This is a genomic window from Sphingomonas morindae, from assembly GCF_023822065.1.
Lineage (GTDB): Bacteria > Pseudomonadota > Alphaproteobacteria > Sphingomonadales > Sphingomonadaceae > Solisphingomonas > Solisphingomonas morindae.
This window is the reverse complement of record NZ_CP084930.1, coordinates 2,144,245-2,162,109: the sequence shown is the minus strand read 5'-3', so window position 1 is coordinate 2,162,109 and position 17,865 is coordinate 2,144,245. Positions and strand designations below refer to the sequence as shown.

Genomic DNA, 17,865 nt, shown 5'->3' with positions numbered 1-17,865 from the left:
GGGGTTTCCAATGCTGACGCGCAAGCAACATGAGCTGCTCCTCTTCATCCATGATCGGCTTGAGGCGGATGGCGTTTCGCCCTCGTTCGAGGAGATGAAGGCCGCCTTGGATCTCAAATCCAAGTCCGGCGTGCACCGGTTGATCCGGGCGCTGGAGGAGCGCAGCTTCATCCGCCGCCTGCCCAATCGCGCGCGGGCGCTCGAGGTGGTGAAGATGCCCGAGCGCACCATCCCCGCCAAGGCCGCGCCGCTGGCCGAGGCGCCGCGTCCGCTGCCCCGCGCCGCGAACGACAGCGTGGTGGAACTGCCGCTGCACGGGCGCATCGCCGCCGGCCTCCCGATCGAGGCGCTGGAAGGCCAGGCGACACTGCCCGTTCCCGCCGCGCTGCTCGGGCCGGGCGAACATTATGCGCTCGAGGTCGCCGGCGATTCGATGATCGAGGCCGGCATTCTCGATGGCGACTACGCGCTTATCCGCCGCACCGAGACCGCGCGTGACGGCGAGATCGTGGTCGCGCTGATCGACGAGAGCGAGGCGACGCTCAAATTTTTCCGCCGCGAGGGCCAGATGATCCGGCTCGATCCCGCCAATCGCAGCTACAGCGCGCAACGCTACGAGCCGGGCCAGGTGCGCGTGCAGGGCCGGCTTTCGGGGCTGCTGCGCCGCTACTGATCCGCCCGCGCTGCGGCGCGAGCGCCACGCACGGCGTGACGCGCCCACGCTGCGGCCGGCTCCAAAAGCGCCCGCCGTCTCGCCCGCCCGCGCGCTGTGCCGGGCTCGAGACGACACCCGTCAACGCACGGGCGAGTCCGCCCAGGGCTTGCCCGCCGCCCAGGCGGCGACGGTATCGATCCGCGGCGGGGCGAGGCGGATCGCGAGGCCGCCCGTGCGGGCGAGCAGCGCGGCATCCGCCTTGAGCCAGCGCGGCCGGCACCAGCCCGGAAGCCGCCGCTCGCTGACCATGATATCCGCCCAGGCGCAGACCGGCGCCAGCGCCGCGCGCCGCAGCGGATAGGCGCTGCGCGTCGCCGCGATGCGCCAGCGCCGACCGGCCGCCGCCCGCTCGGCGAGGCACAAATCGGCGCTGCACCGCCCTTCGGGCAGCGCCTCCCACGCCAGCGCCGCCGCGCTCTCCTGCCCGCCCAGTTCGGCGAGCGCGCCGCGCACATAGTCGCCGGTGCGCGCGCGGAGCAGCGCGAGCGACCCATCGGCGCGACGCAGCGCGACATGGCGGCCGTCCGCGGTCACCACCAGATCGACCGGCGGCGTCGCGGCGATGAGGCCGAGCCCGGCGATCAGCGGCACCAGGCCCGCAACCCGCGCCCGCGTGCGCCACAGCGCCAGCCACAGCCCGCCCGCGACGATCAGCGCGAAGGCCGTTCGGCTCATATCGGGGACCAGCGCCACCGCTCCCGGCAGCAGCGCCACGCGCCGTGCGAGCCAGAGCAGCAGCGCGAGCGCCTGCGCGACCACCCACCAGGCCGGCGCGGCGAGCCCGAGCGGCTCCAGCAGCAGCGCCAGCGCCTCGGCCGGCATCACCACCGCGCTGGTCAGCGGGATCGCGACGAGATTGGCGAGCGCGCCGTAAAAGCCCGCGCGGTGGAAATGGTAGATGGCGATCGGCATCAGCGCCGCCTCCACCACCAGCCCCGCCAGCAACAGCCCCGCCCCGGCGCGCGCCCATCGCCGGACGGCGGGCTCGGGCCGCGGCGCCAGATGGCGTCGCACCGGCGCGGCCTCATACAGGGCGACCAGCGCCAGCACCGCCGCGAAGCTGAGCTGGAAGCTCGGCCCCGCCGCCTGATCGGGCCAGGCGATCAGCACCAGCAGCGCGCCGCTCGCGACCAGCCGCAGCGTGATCGCCTCCCGCCCCAGCGCCGCGCCCGCCAGCACCAGCAGTGCCGCGATCAGCGCGCGCAGCGTCGGCACCGCCGATCCGGTGAGCACCGTATAGAGGCTGCCCGCCACCGCCCCCAGCGCGGAGGCCAGCAGCGGCACGGCGATGCGCAGCGCCAGCCAGGGGAGCAGCGCCAGCAGGCGCCGCGCCGCGAAGATGGTGGCGCCGACCATGGCGCTGAGATGCAGCCCGCTCACCGACAGGAGATGCGCCAGACCCGAGCGACGGAACGCCTCGGCATCGTCCGGCGCGATCGCGCCGGTATCCCCCGTCGCCAGCGCCACCGCCACCGCCCCCGCCGCGCCCGGCACCCGCGCCAGGATGCGCGCGCCCAGCGCCCGGCGCGCCGCGCCCAGCCGGGCCTCGAGCCCGCGCGACGGCACCCCCGCCAGCCGCACCGGCCGATCCAGCACGCGACCGCTCGCGCCCAGCCCGGCGAACCAGGCGGTGGCGCGGAAATCATAGCCGCCGGGCGCCAGCGCCGGCGGCGGCGGCACCAGCCGCGCGCGCAGCGCCAGCACCATGCCGGGCGCGAGCGTCAGGGGCGGGGCGATGGCGGATCCGGGTGCGGGCGGCGCATCGGCCAGCATCACCCGCACGCGCTTCGGCAGCGCGTCGCCGCGCGGGGCCAGCGTCAGCCGCGTACCGCCGCGCGCGGGCAGCGCCTCCACGCCGCGCACCTCCGCCACGAGCCGGACCACGCGCGGCCGATCGAGCCGCGGCGTCGCCATGCGCTCGGCCTTGTGCCAGATGAGCGCGCAGCCCGCGCACAGGCCGAGCGCGGCGAGGCCGAGCGCGCGCGCCGCCCGGCTCGCGCCGCCCAGCCCCAGCGCGCCCAGCGCCAGCCCGGCCATGGCCGCGCACCAGGCCGCCCAGGCGGCGCGGCCGGGCAGCGCGTACCAGGCCGCGATCCCGGCGAGCAGCATCACCGGCAGCCAGAGCGGCAGCTGGTCCCGCTCCGCTTCCAGCCAATGCTCCAGCGCCCCGGCGCGGCGGGCGAAGGTTTGCCGCACCCCCGCCGCCATGCTAGGGGCGCGCCCGACCCATTTCATCCCGCCACTGTGAAGGAAGAGTGCGTGAGCGCAAGCGGCGCCGAAACGATCCCGACATCCCCGGCCGACCGGCCCGTCGTCACCCGCTTCGCGCCCTCGCCGACCGGCTTTCTCCATATCGGCGGCGCCCGCACGGCGCTGTTCAACTGGCTCTGGGCGCGCCACACGGGCGGCCGGTTCCTGCTCCGCATCGAGGATACGGATCGCACCCGCTCGACCCAGGCGGCGATCGACGCCATTCTTGACGGCATGCGCTGGCTCGGCCTGGATTGGGACGGCGAGGCCGTGTTCCAGTTCGCCCGCGCCGCCCGCCATGCCGAGGTCGCCGATCAGCTGCTCGCGCAGGGCCGCGCCTATAAATGCTTCGCCACCGCCGAGGAGCTGGAGGCGATGCGCGCCGAGCAGCGCGCCAGGAAGCTGCCGCTCCGCTATGACGGGCGCTGGCGCGATCGCGATCCCGCCGAAGCCCCGGCGGGCGCGCCCTATGTCGTGCGGCTGCGCGCCGAGACCGAGGGCGAGACGACGCTCGAGGATGTGGTGCAGGGCCGCGTCACGGTGCGCAACGCCGAGCTGGACGACATGGTGCTGCTCCGCTCCGACGGCACCCCCACCTATATGCTCGCGGTGGTGGTGGACGATCACGATATGGGCGTTACCCATGTCGTGCGCGGCGACGATCATCTCAACAATGCCTTCCGCCAGCTCGGCATCATCCGCGCCATGGGCTGGGAGGAGCCGGTCTATGGCCATGTCCCGCTGATCCACGGGCCCGACGGCGCCAAGCTTTCCAAGCGGCACGGCGCGCTCGGCGTCGAGGCCTATCGCGACGAGCTCGGCATCCTGCCCGAGGCGCTCGGCAATTATCTGCTGCGACTCGGCTGGGGCCATGGCGACGAGGAGATTCTCCCGCGCGAGCGTGCGATCGAGATTTTCGATCTGCGCGATATCGGCCGCTCGCCCGCGCGCACCGATACGAAGAAGCTCGAAAATCTCAACGGCCACTATATCCGCGCCGCCGACGATGCCCGGCTGACGGGCCTTGTCGCGCCGTTCCTGGCCGAAATGCTGGGCCGCGAAGCGACCGCCGACGAGCGCGCGCTGCTGCAGCGCGGCATGGCCGTGCTGAAGGTTCGGGCCAAGGATTTGCGCGAACTTGCCGACGGCGCCACCTTCCTTTTTCGCGCCCGCCCGCTAGATATCGAGCCGCGCGCACAGGCTCTCCTGGAGGGGGCCGGCGCGACCCTGCTGGCCGACGCGGCCCGCGCCCTGGAGACGGCCGATTGGACGGCCGAGGCGCTGGATGCGGCGGTGCGCAGCGTGGCGGAGGCGGCCGGTGTCGGGCTTGGCAAGGTGGCGCAGCCGCTCAGGGCGGCGCTGACCGGCCGGACGACGAGCCCGGGCATTTTCGACGTGCTGTTGCTGCTGGGTCGTGATGAAAGCCTGGCACGTCTCGCCGATCAGCTCCGATCGGCGAGCTAAGCACCCATCCGTATCCGGCCGCCCGGCCGGCATGCGCTCAGACAAGAGGACGGAGGACTACCCTATGGCCGACGGCAGCGCGACGCTGAACATCAGCGACAAGAGCTTCGACTACAAGATCATGGAAGGCTCGGTCGGCCCGAGCGTGGTGGACATCCGCAAGCTGTACGCCGACACGGACATGTTCACCTATGATCCCGGCTTCACCTCCACCGCGTCGTGCCAGTCCGGCCTGACCTATATCGATGGCGACAAGGGCGTGCTGCTGCATCGCGGCTACCCGATCGGCGAGCTTGCCGAGAAGTCGAGCTTCATGGAGGTCGCCTATCTCCTGCTCAACGGCGAACTGCCCAAGCAGGACGAGCTGGCCAAGTTCAACCGCACGATCACGCGCCACACCATGGTGCACGAGCAGCTCGCCACCTTCTTCCGCGGGTTCCGGCGCGATGCGCATCCGATGGCGATCATGTGCGGCGTGGTCGGCGCGCTCTCGGCCTTCTACCATGATTCGACCGACATCAACGATCCCAAGCAGCGCGAGATCGCCAGCCACCGGCTGATCGCCAAGATGCCGACCATCGCCGCCATGGCGTATAAATATTCGATCGGCCAGCCCTTCGTCTATCCGGACAACGCGCTGAGCTACACCGGCAATTTCCTGAAGATGACCTATTCGGTCCCGGCCGAGGACTATGTCGTCGATCCGGTGATCGAAGCGGCGATGGACAAGATCTTCATCCTGCACGCCGATCACGAGCAGAACGCCTCCACCTCGACGGTCCGGCTCGCCGGCTCCTCGGGCGCCAACCCCTTCGCGTGCATCGCCGCCGGCATCGCCTGCCTGTGGGGCCCCGCGCATGGCGGCGCCAACGAGGCCGCGCTCAACATGCTGCGCGAGATCGGCACGCCCGATCGCATTCCGGAATATATCGCCCGCGCCAAGAACAAGGACGATCCCTTCCGGCTGATGGGCTTCGGCCATCGCGTCTACAAGAATTACGATCCCCGCGCGACGGTGATGCAGAAGACCGCCAACGAGGTGCTCGAGAAGCTGGGCGTCACCGATCCGGTGTTCGACGTCGCCCGCGAGCTGGAGCAGATCGCGCTCAACGATGAATATTTCATCGAGAAGAAGCTCTATCCGAATGTGGACTTCTACTCGGGCGTGATCCTTTCGGCGATCGGCTTCCCGACGACCATGTTCACCGTCCTCTTCGCGCTCGCCCGCACCGTCGGCTGGGTCGCGCAGTGGAACGAGATGATCACCGATCCGGCGCAGAAGATCGGCCGTCCGCGCCAGCTCTACACCGGCCCGACCCAGCGCGACTATGTCGCCATCGGCGACCGCTAAGCCGCCGGCCGCCTGATCCAAGGCCGCGCGCTCCTTGGGGGCGCGCGGCCTTTTCCTTGCGGCGCGGCGCGGGCTCCTCCCGATCGCGCGCGTCGGCGCTGCGCCCCCTTCCGTCATCTCCGCGCAGGCGGGGATCCAGGCCCTCCCTTTGGACGGAGGGCCCCGGCCGCGCCTGCAGGCCTGGGCCCCCGCCTGCGCGGGGGCGACGGGGGCTTGAGGGCGCTGATCTCGGCGGCCCGTTGCGGGCGGAGGCGCGGGGCGCATTGGCGCCAGGTCCTCCGCATTGTCGCTCGACGCGGCGCTAGTCGGCGCCCTCCTGCCGGCACCCCGTCGGCTCCGTGCCACGCGGCAGGCGCGCGTCGACACGGCACTCTCCCGGCGGCGCGCGTCGGCGCGGCCCCCTTTTCCGTCATCCCCGCGCAGGCGGGGATCCAGGTTCTTCCTTTCGACGCACGACCCCGGCCGCGCCTGCGGGCCTGGGCCCCCGCCTGCGCGGGGGCGACGCGGCTTGAGGGCACTGTTCTCGGCAGCCCGTCGCAGGCGGAGGCGCGGGGCGCGTTAGGGCCAGGTCCTCCGCATGGTCACTCGACGCGCCGGCGACCGAAGCCCTCCTGCAGACCCCTGTCGGCGCGGCGTCCTCCTGCAGGCACCCCGTCGGCTCCGCGCCACGCTGCAGACACACGTCGGCGCGGCACGCTTCTGGCGGCGCGCGTCGGCGCGGCATCCTCCCGATCGCGCGCGTCGACACGGCGTCCTCCCGACGGCGCGCGTCGGCGCGGCGCCCCTGTTCCGTCATCCCCGCGCAGGCATGGATCCAGGTTCTTCCTTTCGACGCACGGCTCCGGCCGCGCCCGTGGGCCTGGACCCCCGCCCGTGCGGGGGCGACGGGCGTTGTGGGGCTCCGCTTACGACCGCCGGTCGCGCGCGCGGAGGCGCGAGGCGCGTCGGGGCGGGGCCTCCGCACATCATCGCTCCACGCGGCGGGGGCCGGCGCCCTCCTCCCGACGGACCGATGGAGCGGAGCGGCGCCGCGCGGCGCTCAGGCGCGGAGGCGCTCGATGGCCTGGGCAAGCGCCACGTAGAGCTTGCCCATTTCGGAGGAGAGCAGGATCACCGCCAGGGTCGAGCCGTCGCGCGTGGCGAGGATCGGGCGGAGCAGCGCCTCGAAATCGTGGATATAGCGGTTCACCTGATCGCGGAACTCGGCATCGCCCTCATAATGCCGGGTGATCTCGCGCACATCGCCATTGTCGAGCAGCCGCACCGCGCGGCGCGTGAAGACCCCGCGATCGCCCTTGAGATAGGCGGCCCAGGCGCTGTCGGCGGTCTCGTTGGAGAGAAGCTTGGCGACATCGATCGAGGTGGAGTTGAGCGAATCGATCAGATGCGCGACGCGCCGCGAGAAATTGTCGCGATCGCTGCTCTCCACCTCGGCCTTGCCGGCGGCGATATGCGCCTCGACCGAGGCGCTGGTCTCGGCGATGCGCGCGAGATCGGACTCGAGCTTGTCCGCGGCGGCGCGCGCGGCGGCGACCGCCTCCTGCGAGACGCCCGCGATCCGCGCCACCTGCGCGTCCACCGTCTCGGTCATGGCGGCCTCGAGCGCCTTGCGGCTGGCCTCGCCGAGCGCCGAGGCGCTGTGCGGCACGATCGCGCCGAGCGCCTCGCGCGCGCGCTGCGCGGCCTGGCCTGCGGTCTCGCGCACGCGGATCAGCGCCTCGACCAGCCGCGGGCTGGTCGAGCTGGCGAGCTTCTCGGCGCGGCTGTCGGCGCCGGCCACCGCCGCGTCGAGCGCCTCGGCGTCGCTGCGGGCGCCGGCCAGCCGCGCGGTGATGGCCTCGCCCAGCGCTTCGATCGAGGCGCGGCGCGCGTCCAGCTCGGTGCGCGCGGCCTCGAGCGCGGCGGCGGCGGTGGCGGCGGCGCTCTCCAGCCGCTCCACCTCGGGCAGCGCGGCGCTGGCGAGCGCCTGGCTGCGCGCCGCCTGACGCTCCAGCCGGCCGATCGCCTCGGGCAGGGCCTCGCCCAGCTCGCCAAGACAGGCGGCGATCGCGCCCTTCAGCGTCTCGGTGCGGTTGATCAGCGTGGTGGCGGCGGTGCCGCCATCGTTGAGCGTCGCCATTGTGCGCTCGGCATGGGTCCAGAGCAGGCCAAGCGCCTCGCCCAGCCGCTGGGTGCGGGCGCCGCCCGTCTCGTCCAGCTCGGCGAAGCGCGCCTCGACCGCGCTCAGCCCGCGCTGGATGCGCTCGACCAGCTCGGCGCCGACATGATCCTGCGCGGCGAGCGTCTCGGCCAGCGCCGCGACCTCCTGGCGGATCGCGGCGACGCGCGCCTCCAGCGTGGCGGCGGCGCGCTCGGCGGCGGCTTCGGCGGCGCTCTGCGCGCGGCCCACCGCCTCGGCGGCGCGGTGCATCACCGAATCAATCGCGCCCGTCATGCGCGTGCCGGCCTCGTCGATGTCGCGCGTGGCGACCTCGCTCGCACCGGCGATGCGCGAAACCTGGGCCGAAAGCCGGTTGGCGGCGCCGGCGGCGTTCTCCTCCGCCTCCTTGGCGCGGCCGGCGAGCGCGGCGAGCACCGCCTGCAGCGCCGCCGCCTGTTCGTGCGCGCCCACGCCGGCCGCGCGCAGCGTTTCGGCGAGGCCGCGCACCTGCCCCTCGGCCACGGGCAGATCGGCCAGCAGCACGCCCATATCGACGCGCGCGGTGCCGGCGGCGGCATCGAGATCGCGGCTCTGGCGGCCAAGCTCGGCGATCTCGCGCGCGAGCAGCGCGGTGGCGTCGGTGAGCTTGGCGGAAGTCTGGTCGGCGAGGCTGAGCAGCCGGTCCGCCTGTTCGGCGACGGCGGCGCGATCCTCGGCGAGGCGGCGCGAGGCGAGGCTCAGCACCGCGTCGAGCGCCAAAGTCTCCATGCGGACACCCCGCGCGACATCGGCATAGCGGCCCGCCTCGCGGCTGGCATTGCGCTGCCACAGGATCAGCAGCGCCACCAGCAGGGCGAGCGGACCGCTGGCCAGGCTGATGCCGCGCGCCAGCCCGGCGGCGTCGATCCCGCCCGCCGAGGCGGCGGACAGGCCGAGCCCGATCGCCAGCGCCAGCCACGCCAGCGCCGCGAAGGCGAACAGCCCCAGCAGCGCCCGCGCGCGCCAGTTGGGCGGCGGCGGCGGCGCGTCCACCGGCGGCGGCAGCAGCTCGGGCGGAACCGACTCGCGGATCATGGCGTCGTTTTCGGATGCGCGCGGGCTGCCCGCCCAATAAGCCCCCTGGTTCATACCGGCATGGTAACACCGTCGGGGGGCGCGGGGCCAGTCGCATGGCCCCGGATCGCGCACATATTGGCCGTGAGGCGGAGAAAAAACGGTGGACAAAAAGGCAGGGCCCGGCGGCTTGGCAGGGCCGCCACGCCAAGGCTATCGCAGGCCGGTGACGAGCGACGGAAAGAGAGGGGCCTTGTGCTGGCGGCGCTGATCGCGGCGGTGCGCGAGGCCGATGACGGCGCGGGGCTGATCGCCACGCTGCCGGTCGCCGGCCATGCCCTGCTGGAACGGCAGGTGCGGCTCGCCGTGGCCGCCGGCGCCGGCCATGTCGTGCTGCTGGTGGAGCGCGTGCCGGCGGCGCTCACCAGCGCGATCGACCGGCTGCGGCGCGACGGCATCACCGTCGATGTCGCGCGCTCCGCCGGCGATGGCGCGGATCGCTTCCACCCGGACGAGCGCGTGCTGATCTTCGCCGATGGCGCGCTCGCCCCGGCCGGACAGGTCGCCCGCCTCGCCGCCAGCGCCGCGCCCGCGCTGCTGACGATCGGCGAAGCCAGGCCCGACGGCGCCTTCGAGCGGATCGATTCCGGCGCGCGCTGGAGCGGGCTGGCGCTGGTCAGCGGCGATCTGCTCCGGCGCACCGTCGCCATGCTGGGCGATTGGGATCTCCACTCCACGCTGCTGCGCCGCGCGGTCGGCGCCTCGGCGCGGCGGCTCGATAGCGCCGATGGCGCCGATCTCGGCCCCGCCGGGCCGGTGCTGCTCGTGCGCAGCCGCGCCGGCGCGCGGGCCGCCACCGAAGCCAGCCTGATGCGCGACCTGTCGGGCGAAGCCTGGCCGATGCGGCGCCTCTACGGCCCGCTGGCGCGCCTGCTCGTCGGGCTGGTGCTGGATCGTCCGCTCGATGCGCGCTGGCTGCGGCGCGGCGCGGTGGCGGCGGCGCTGCTCGCCATTCCCTGCGCCTGGTGGGGGCTGTTGCTGCTCGGGCTGCTGCTGCTCGTCGGCGGCGCGCTGCTCGAGGCGCTGGGGCGGCTGGTGGCGTCGATCCGCCTGTCCGCCGCCGGCCCCGGGGATGGCGCGGCGCGGCTGCGCGGCCTCGCCATGGCCGCCGCGCTCGCCGCCTTTGCGGCGCACCGCATGGATGCGGGCTGGATCGCGCCGCTGCTCGCCGCCATCACCATCGGCGCCAGCGCCGCCACGGCGCGCGAGACGGGATTGCTCGGCCGCCTCGCCGGCCTTCCTCCGCCCGGCTGGATCGCGGACGCCGATGCGCTGGTGCTGCTCTTCGGCGCCGCCGCCATCGCCCAGGCAACGCTGGCGGGGCTGGCGCTGCTCGCCTTCTACGCCGCCCTGTCCTTCGCCAGCGTCCAGCATCTGCTCGCCGCGCGCGCCGGCACGGCTTCGGAGACCGGCGGCAAGCCCCTTTAGCGGCTCGTTAATCACGATTTCGTAGGCAGCTCCCATGTCCGGTCGTCGCTTCCCCGATGAAGAGTCCGATTCGGGTGGCGCGTTGCTCGGGGCGGCGGCCGCCGCGGATCGACTCGCCGATGCGCGCCGCGCCGCCGCCGCGCACGAACTCGCCCGCCCGCTCGCCCTCGCCATCGACGACGAGACCCGCGCCCGCGCCGGGCTGATCGTCGAGCATCTGATCCAGTCGATCGAGGCGCTGCTGCGCGGCGCCGAACCGCTGCTCGACGCCGCCCCCGGCTTCGATTGCGCCGCGCGCTTCGTCGGCGCCGGGCTGCTGCAACGCTCCGGCCTCGCCGCCGCCGCGCTCGCCCGCGCCGAGGAGCATCGCCTCGCGGCGGCGCTGGTGCGCGGCTATGGGCTGGCGGTGGAGGAGGAGGCGCCGGGCGCGCGTCGGCTCGATCCGATCGGCGGCACGCTCGCGGCGGAAAGCTTCGCGGTCCGCGCCGCCGAGGCCACGCGCCTCGATCGCAGCGGCGATCCGCTGCTGCCGCTGCACGATCTTTCCGCCGAGGATCGCCACGCCCTGTTCTGGCAAGTCGCCGCCTGCCTCGCCGACGCCGCGCTCGCCACGCTGGGCGCGGCCGGCCCCGGCAGCGAGGAGACGCTGCATCGCGCCGCCGAGGGCGCGGTGGCGCGCACCCTCGCCGCGATCGACGAGGCCGATGGGATCGGCGCCGCCGCGATGCGCCTCGCCCATGGCCTGCGCGCCGCCGACCAGCTCGACGACGCGCTGCTCGCGGGCACGCTCGCCGCCGGCCGCATCGCCACCCTGGCCGCGCTGCTCGCGGTGCGCGCGGGGATCGGCTTTGATGAGGCGCACGCCATGCTCGCCATGCCGGCGCGCGCGGCGCTGCTGCTGCGCGGCTGCGACGTGGCGCGGCCGGTGGCGGCGGCGATGATCCTCGCGCTGGCGATCGCGCTCGATCGCGGCGTCGGGCCGGATCCGGCCGAACGCGCCGCGCTGCTGCTCCAGGGCTTTGACCGGCTGGGGCCCGATCAGGCACGCGCGGCGGTGCGCCGCGCCCGGCTGGAACCGCTCTACCGCGCCGGCCTCGCCGCGCTGGGACGCGCGCTGTGAGCCCCGCCGAGGGCCCGGTGCGCGGCCGCGTGGATCGCGAGGGCCGGCTGGTCGTCGCCGATCCCGTGCTCGCCGCGCTGCACCGCCGCGCCGGCGGCGAGGTGCGCGGCCCGCTCGCCATTCCGCAGCTCGCGCAGCTCGCGCGGCTCGCGCGGCGGCTGGCGGTGCCGGTGTCGCGCGCGGTGCTCGCCGCCGATGGCGAGGAGGATCTTGATCTCTGGGTCCGCGCGCGGCCCGACGAGGATGGCGTGACGCTGGCGATCGCCGGCTGGACGCGCCGCGCGCCAAGCGGTCCGCTGCCCGCCGAGGAGGGCGCCGATGCGTTCGACCGGCTGCGCGCCGAGGCCGACTGGACCTGGGAGACGGATGGCGCGCTGCGGCTGATCGCGCTCTCCGAGGAAGGCGTGCGCGCGATGCGCGGCGCGGCCGGCCCCGCGCTGGGCGATCCGCTGTCGCGGCTGATGATCCTGGAGGAGGGCGCGCAAGGAGGGCCGCCGCTGCTCGATGCGCTGGCCCAGGGGCGCGGCTTCGAGGATCAGCGCGTCACGGTGCGCGCCAGCGGTGCCCGCTTCCGCCTCGCGGCCGTGCCGCTGCACGACGGGCTCGGGCGGCTCACCGGCTTTCGCGGCACCGCTACCGCCCTGCCCGCCGCGCCCGCCACGCCCGTGGTCGCCGACGGCGCCTTTTCGCAGCGGCTCGACACGGCGCTGCGCGGCCCGCTGCAGCGGATCGTCGCCGCCGCCGAATCGATCCGGCTCCAGCAGGACGGGCCGCTCCGCGCCGATTATGGCGGCTATGCCGGCGATATCGCCACCGCCGGCCGGCATCTGCTCGGGCTGGTCGGCGATCTGGTCGATCTCGACGCCGTCGAGCGCGAGGATTTCGCGACCGAGCGCGAACCGCTGGACCTGGCGGATTGCGCGCGTCGCGCCGCCGGCCTGCTCGCGGTCCGCGCCGACGATCGGGCGATCCAGATCGTCCGCCCCGATCCGCAGGAGCGCTGCCTCGCGCTCGGCGATTTCGGCCGGTGCCTCCAGGTGCTCGTCAATCTGATCGGCAATGCCGTGCGCTTCGGCCCGGAAGGATCGACCGTCACCGTCACGGTCGAGCGCACCGAGCGCGGCGCGGCGGCGATCGTGATCGACGAGGGGCGCGGCATCGCCCCCGCCGATCGCGCGCGCGTGTTCGAGAAGTTCGAGCGGCTCGGCGCCAGCGAGCCCGGCTCGGGCCTCGGCCTCTATATCTCGCGCCGGCTCGCCCGCGCCATGGGCGGCGATATCGTCGTGGAGGATGGGATCGGGCCGGGCGCGCGGCTCGTCTTCACCCTGCCCCCCGCCGAGGCCTGACGCGCAGCCTTAGCCGGGGATCCGGTTCACCGCGTCGGCGGGCAGATGCACGTCGATCCAGCCCTGCCGATAAATGGCGTAGAACAGCCCGAACAGGATCGCGGCGCACAGCGTGGTGCGCGCCACGATCGGCCAGGGGCGGAACTGGTGCGGCGCGCTGTCGGCCTGGCCCGGCACCTTGGGCGCGCCCGCCTCGTCGGCGGTGCGCATCCCGATCGGCAGCATCACGAACAGCGATAGGAACCAGAATAGGAAATAGATGGCGATGATGGAGAACCAGCGCATCGCCCGCTTCTAGACCAGTCGCGCCGCCGCGCCAACGCGCGCGGTCGCCACCCCACCGCCGCGCCGTCACACGCGCAGCAGCAGCACCTCGACGATCGGCTTCTTGCCCGTCCAGGCGGTGGCGCGCCGGCGCACCGCCAGCCGCACCGCGTCCCGCTTCTTGGCCTCGTCGCGCGGGGCGTCGGTGAGCGCGTCGAGCACCGCCTCGGCGGCATCCTCGATAAAGTCGGCGCGGTCCTCCTCCACGGGCAGGCCGTGGATGCCGATCTGCGGCCGCCCACGCGGATGGCCCGCCTTGTCCACCGCCACGCCCACCGTCACCAGACCGTTGGCGGCGAGCTTGCGGCGATCGTTGAGCGTGGTGCCGTCCGCCGGCAGGATCACGTCGCCATCGAGCACCAGCCGGCCCGACCGCTCATGGCCGATGATTTTGGGCCCGTTGGGTGCGAGCCGCACGACATCGCCATTGCTCTGCACGATCGAGGCGGGGACGCCGAGCGCGGCCGCGAGCCGGGCATGTTCGGCCATGTGCCGGCGCTCGCCATGCACGGGCACCACGATCTCGGGCTTGAGCCAGCCATAGAGGCGCTCGATCTCGGGCCGTCCGGGATGGCCGGAGACGTGGATATGCGCCTGGCGCTCCGTCACCATCCGGATGTTGCGCTTGGCCAGCGCATTCTGGACGATGCCGATCGCCTCCTCATTGCCGGGGATCTGCTTGGAGGAGAAGAGCACCGTGTCCCCCTCGCTGAGCGCGAGCCGGTGGCTGCCATGGGCGATGCGCGACAGCGCCGCCCGCGCCTCGCCCTGACCGCCGGTGGCGACGATCATCAGCTCGCGCGGCTTCAGCCGCATCGCCGAGTCGAAATCCACGGTCGGCGGGAAATCGGGCAGATAGCCGACGGCGCGCGCGATCTTGGTGATGCGGTCCAGCGAGCGGCCGGCGACGCAGAGCTGCCGCCCCGTCGCCACCGCCACCTGGCCCAAGGTCTGCAGCCGCGCCACGTTGGAGGCGAAGGTCGTCACCAGCACCCGGCCGGGCGCGGCGGCGATCTCGCGCTCCAGATCGGCCTTCACACTGGCTTCCGAGCCGGACGCCTCATTGTTGAAGACATTGGTGGAATCGCCCATCAGCGCGAGCACGCCGCGATCGCCGATCGCGCGCAGCGCGGCCTCGCCGGAGGGCTGGCCGATCACCGGGGTCTCGTCCAGCTTCCAGTCGCCGGTGTGGAAGACGCGGCCATGCTTGGTCTCGATCAGCAGCGCGTTCATCTCGGGGATCGAATGCGCCATCGGCACCCATTCCACCGCGAACGGCCCGATCTTGACCGGCTGGCCGACCTTGACGAGCTTGACCTTGACGCGATCCGCCAGCCCCTCCTCGTCCAGCTTGGCGCGGATCAGCCCCGCGGTGAAGGCGGTGGCGTAGATGGGGCAGCCGAGATCGAGCGCGAGATAGGGGATGGCGCCGATATGATCCTCATGGCCATGGGTGATGACCAGGCCGAGAAGATCGGCGCTGCGCTCCTCGATGAAGCCGAGATCGGGCAGCACCACGTCGATGCCGGGATAGTTCGGATCCGCGAAGCTGACGCCCAGATCGGCCATCAGCCATTTGCCCTGGGTGCCGTAGAGATTGACGTTCATGCCGATCTCGCCCGAGCCGCCAAGGGCCAGGAACAGCAATTCGTCGCCGGGAATGGTCAAGCAATCATCCTTGTACGGTAAGCAGCCGGCGATGCATCAACGCCAGGCCGGTGATGGTGAGGTCGGGTTCAACCCGGTCGAATACCGATGTATGCTGGGCCAGCAGGGTCGCAAGGCCGCCGGTGGCGATCACCGTCACCGGCCGCGCGATCTCCGCCTTGAGCCGGGCCACCAGCCCTTCGAGCATGGCGACATAGCCCCAATAGATGCCGATCAGCATCTGATCCTCGGTGGTGCGCCCGATCACGCCCGCGCCGAGCGGCGCGGCGATCGCGATGCGCGGCAGCTTGGCGGCGGCCGCGACCAGCGCGTCCAGCGACAGATTGATGCCGGGCGCGATGATCCCGCCCTTATAGGCGCCGGCATAATCCACCACGTCGAAGGTGGTGGCGGTGCCGAAATCGATGACGATCAGATCGCCCTCGGCCAGCGCATGCGCGGCAATGGTGTTGACCGCGCGATCGCCGCCGACCGATTTGGGCTCGGCGACGTCCAGCCTGATGCCCCATTCCACCGGCGCGCGGCCCGCCACCAGCGCTTCGCAGCCGAAATATTTGCTCGCCAGCACCTCGAGATTGTGGAGCGCGCGGGGCACCACGGTGCAGAGGATCACCGCGTCCACCGCGCCGCGGTCCAGCCCCTCCAGCTGGAGCAGCTGGTGCAGCCACACGGCATATTCGTCGGCGGTGCGGCGCGGGTCGGTGGCGATGCGCCAGCGCGCCCGGATCAGCGGCCGCGCGGCCGACTGGTCGACCAGCGCGAAGACGATGTTGGTGTTGCCGGCATCGATCGCGAGCAGCATGGCTTAATCCTGCACCAGGAAAATATCGGCAGCGTGGATGACATGCCGCGTCCCGTCCGCCAAGCGCAGCCGCAGCGCGCCATCGGGCTCCAGCCCCTCGTACAGGCCCGCGATGCGCGTGCCATCGGGCAGATGCGCCGCCAGCGCGGTGCCCGGCGCATGCGCCAGCGCCTGCCAGCGCGCCAGCACCGGCGCCACCCCCTCGCCTCGCCAGCGCCCTAGCCAGCGCGCGAAACTCTCCGCCAGCGCGTGCAGCACCGCATCGGGATCGGGCGCATGGCCGGCGAGCGCGGCGATGGCCGTGGTCGGGCGCTCGGGCAGATCGGGATGATGCGCGAGGTTGGCGCCGCAGCCGATGATCACCGCCGCCCCGCGCCGCTCCAGCAGGATGCCGGCCAGCTTGGCGGCGCCGCCGAGAATGTCGTTGGGCCATTTGAGCGCGAGGCCGGGCGCGAAGGCGGAGAGCGCCTCGTGCAGCGCCACGCCGGTCACGAAGGCGAGCGAGGCCGGTGGGGGATCACCCGCGCCCAGCCGCACCAGCGTGCTGGCGTAGAGATTGCCGGGCGGCGAGATCCACGAGCGGCCCTGGCGGCCGCGCCCGGCGCGCTGGCGCTCGGCGCGCAGCCAGAGCCCCTCGGCCGCGCCCGCCTCGGCGAGCGCGGCCATATCGTCATTGGTCGAGTCCGTCTCGGCGACGGTGCGGAGCGCGATCAGAACAGGGCCGCCGCCGCCGCCATGCTCGCGCCGTCGAGCGGCGTGATCGCGAGATAGCCGAGCGGCGAGACGAACAGCGCCGCGAGCGCGATCAGCACCAGCTCCACCTTCGAGCGGCTCGGCGCCAGCGGCGCGGCCGGATCGTCGAAGTAGATCGTCTTCACGATCTTGAGATAATAGAAGGCGCCGATCACCGAGGTGGCGATGCCGATCATCGCCAGCGGCCACATGCCGATCTCCACCAGCGCATCGAACACCAGGAATTTCGGCCAGAAGCCGAACAGCGGCGGGATGCCGGCGAGGCTGAACATGAAGAAGGCGAAGGCGGCGGCCAGGCCGGGCCGGCTGCGCGACAGGCCGGACAGGGCGGCGATCGTCTCGGTGCGGTTGCCCTCGGCGTCGCGCATCTGCAGCACGCACAGCAGCGAGCCCAGCGTCATCGCCACATAGACGACGAGATAGGTGAGCGTCGCGGACACGCCATATTGGGTGCCGGCGGCGAGGCCGAACAGCGCGAAGCCGACATTGTTGATCGACGAATAGGCGAGCAGCCGCTTGATGTTGGTCTGGCCGATCGCGGCCACGCCGCCCAGGATGGTCGAGGCCAGCGCGCAGAAGACGACGATCTGGCGCCAGGCATCGGTCGCCGGGCCGAGCGCCTCGATCGCGACGCGCATCGCCAGCCCGAGCGCCGCCACCTTGGGCGCGGAGGCGAAGAAGGCGGTGACCGGGGTCGGCGCGCCCTCATAGACATCGGGCGTCCACATGTGGAAGGGCACGGCCGAGATCTTGAAGGCGAGGCCGGCGAGCACGAACACCAGGCCGAACGTGAGCCCCACGCCCGCGCCGCCCTTGAAGGCGGCGGCGACGCCGGCGAAGCTGGTGGTGCCGGCAAAGCCGTAGAGCAGCGAGGTGCCGTACAGCAGGATGCCCGAGGCGAGCGCGCCGAGCACGAAATATTTCAGCCCCGCCTCGGCCGAGCGCTGATCGCGGCGCAGGAAGCTCGCCAACACATAGGCGGAGAGCGACTGCAGCTCGAGGCCGACATAGAGCGTCAGCAGATCGACCGCCGAAACCATCACGCCCATGCCGACCGCCGAGAGCAGGAGCAGCACGGGGAACTCGGCCCGCATCTCGCCGTCGCGCTCGAAAAAGCCCGGCGCGATCATCAGGACGACGGCAGTGGCCAGATAGATCAGCGGCTTGGCAAAGGCGGAATAGGCATCGGCGACATAGAGGCCGCCATAGCCGACGCCGCCATGGCCGAGCGGCCCGATTGCCGCGAAGCCCGCCGCGACGAGCAGCGCCACCGCGACGATGCTGATCGCGCGCGACGCCTTGTCCCCGCCCCAGGCGGCGACCAGCATCAGCACGATCGACCCCAGGCTGAGGATGATCTCGGGAAGCGAGAGGAGGTAGGAGCCGTTCAT

The 17,865-nt window shown here is 72.9% G+C and carries 13 protein-coding genes; 6 read left to right on the top strand and 7 right to left on the bottom strand.

Annotation, left to right across the window (positions count from 1 at the left end; all coding sequences use genetic code 11):
• Positions 1 to 10: 10 nt before the first annotated feature.
• The gene (lexA, locus tag LHA26_RS10585) at positions 11 to 673 is read left to right on the top strand and encodes a transcriptional repressor LexA (RefSeq protein WP_252165585.1); all 663 of its coding nucleotides are present in this window, start codon (positions 11 to 13) and stop codon (positions 671 to 673) included.
• A 120-nt stretch (positions 674 to 793) separates the two neighbouring features.
• Here lexA and LHA26_RS10580 read toward each other — a convergent pair whose 3' ends face one another.
• Complete coding sequence (locus tag LHA26_RS10580) at positions 794 to 2,911, bottom strand: ComEC/Rec2 family competence protein (protein ID WP_252165584.1); 2,118 nt, start codon at positions 2,909 to 2,911, stop codon at positions 794 to 796.
• A gap of 87 nt (positions 2,912 to 2,998) precedes the next feature.
• Between LHA26_RS10580 and gltX the strand changes: the two genes are divergently transcribed.
• Together gltX and LHA26_RS10570 are read left to right on the top strand one after the other, a co-directional pair.
• Positions 2,999 to 4,429 carry a glutamate--tRNA ligase gene (gene gltX / locus LHA26_RS10575; RefSeq protein ID WP_252168352.1) on the top strand — a complete coding sequence of 477 codons (1,431 nt, stop codon included), beginning with the start codon at positions 2,999 to 3,001 and terminating at the stop codon, positions 4,427 to 4,429.
• A gap of 64 nt (positions 4,430 to 4,493) precedes the next feature.
• Positions 4,494 to 5,780, top strand: coding sequence for a citrate synthase (locus tag LHA26_RS10570; RefSeq protein WP_252165583.1), 1,287 nt, complete (start codon positions 4,494 to 4,496; stop codon positions 5,778 to 5,780).
• 1,039 nt (positions 5,781 to 6,819) lie between these two features.
• Here LHA26_RS10570 and LHA26_RS10565 read toward each other — a convergent pair.
• Positions 6,820 to 8,994, bottom strand: coding sequence for a hypothetical protein (locus LHA26_RS10565; RefSeq protein ID WP_252165582.1), 2,175 nt, complete (start codon positions 8,992 to 8,994; stop codon positions 6,820 to 6,822).
• A gap of 234 nt (positions 8,995 to 9,228) precedes the next feature.
• Between LHA26_RS10565 and LHA26_RS10560 the strand changes: the two genes are divergently transcribed.
• The 3 genes from LHA26_RS10560 to LHA26_RS10550 are packed head-to-tail and all read left to right on the top strand — an operon-like array spanning position 9,229 to position 12,927.
• The gene (locus tag LHA26_RS10560; protein ID WP_252165581.1) at positions 9,229 to 10,461 is read left to right on the top strand and encodes a hypothetical protein; all 1,233 of its coding nucleotides are present in this window, start codon (positions 9,229 to 9,231) and stop codon (positions 10,459 to 10,461) included.
• A gap of 34 nt (positions 10,462 to 10,495) precedes the next feature.
• Positions 10,496 to 11,581 (top strand): DUF2336 domain-containing protein, encoded by a 1,086-nt coding sequence (locus LHA26_RS10555; protein WP_252165580.1) that lies wholly within the window; start codon positions 10,496 to 10,498, stop codon positions 11,579 to 11,581.
• Complete coding sequence (locus LHA26_RS10550) at positions 11,578 to 12,927, top strand: sensor histidine kinase (protein WP_252165579.1); 1,350 nt, start codon at positions 11,578 to 11,580, stop codon at positions 12,925 to 12,927. The genes LHA26_RS10555 and LHA26_RS10550 overlap by 4 nt, the downstream gene beginning before the upstream one ends.
• 9 nt (positions 12,928 to 12,936) lie before the next feature.
• On the opposite strand, the gene LHA26_RS10545 is transcribed toward LHA26_RS10550, so the two are convergent.
• From LHA26_RS10545 to nuoN, 5 genes are all read right to left on the bottom strand, one after another.
• Positions 12,937 to 13,212 (bottom strand): DUF1467 family protein, encoded by a 276-nt coding sequence (locus LHA26_RS10545; protein ID WP_252165578.1) that lies wholly within the window; start codon positions 13,210 to 13,212, stop codon positions 12,937 to 12,939.
• Between the two features lie 66 nt (positions 13,213 to 13,278).
• Positions 13,279 to 14,859 (bottom strand): ribonuclease J, encoded by a 1,581-nt coding sequence (locus tag LHA26_RS10540; protein WP_252168351.1) that lies wholly within the window; start codon positions 14,857 to 14,859, stop codon positions 13,279 to 13,281.
• A 64-nt stretch (positions 14,860 to 14,923) separates the two neighbouring features.
• Positions 14,924 to 15,721 carry a type III pantothenate kinase gene (locus LHA26_RS10535; protein ID WP_252165577.1) on the bottom strand — a complete coding sequence of 266 codons (798 nt, stop codon included), beginning with the start codon at positions 15,719 to 15,721 and terminating at the stop codon, positions 14,924 to 14,926.
• 3 nt (positions 15,722 to 15,724) lie between these two features.
• Complete coding sequence (locus LHA26_RS10530; protein ID WP_302898073.1) at positions 15,725 to 16,432, bottom strand: biotin--[acetyl-CoA-carboxylase] ligase; 708 nt, start codon at positions 16,430 to 16,432, stop codon at positions 15,725 to 15,727.
• Positions 16,432 to 17,865: an NADH-quinone oxidoreductase subunit NuoN gene (gene nuoN, locus LHA26_RS10525; protein WP_252165575.1), complete on the bottom strand. Its 1,434-nt coding sequence runs from the start codon at positions 17,863 to 17,865 to the stop codon at positions 16,432 to 16,434. Before nuoN ends, LHA26_RS10530 begins: the two co-directional genes overlap by 1 nt.

What these genes read in the sequence shown, in the direction of transcription:
- lexA (WP_252165585.1), top strand. Translation starts at nt 11, where the DNA reads ATGCTGACGCGCAAGCAACATGAGCTGCTCCTCTTCATCCATGATCGG.
- LHA26_RS10570 (WP_252165583.1), top strand. Translation starts at nt 4,494, where the DNA reads ATGGCCGACGGCAGCGCGACGCTGAACATCAGCGACAAGAGCTTCGAC.
- LHA26_RS10565 (WP_252165582.1), bottom strand. Translation starts at nt 8,994, where the DNA reads ATGATCCGCGAGTCGGTTCCGCCCGAGCTGCTGCCGCCGCCGGTGGAC.
- LHA26_RS10555 (WP_252165580.1), top strand. Translation starts at nt 10,496, where the DNA reads ATGTCCGGTCGTCGCTTCCCCGATGAAGAGTCCGATTCGGGTGGCGCG.
- LHA26_RS10545 (WP_252165578.1), bottom strand. Translation starts at nt 13,212, where the DNA reads ATGCGCTGGTTCTCCATCATCGCCATCTATTTCCTATTCTGGTTCCTA.
- LHA26_RS10540 (WP_252168351.1), bottom strand. Translation starts at nt 14,859, where the DNA reads ATGAACGTCAATCTCTACGGCACCCAGGGCAAATGGCTGATGGCCGAT.
- LHA26_RS10535 (WP_252165577.1), bottom strand. Translation starts at nt 15,721, where the DNA reads ATGCTGCTCGCGATCGATGCCGGCAACACCAACATCGTCTTCGCGCTG.
- nuoN (WP_252165575.1), bottom strand. Translation starts at nt 17,865, where the DNA reads ATGAACGGCTCCTACCTCCTCTCGCTTCCCGAGATCATCCTCAGCCTG.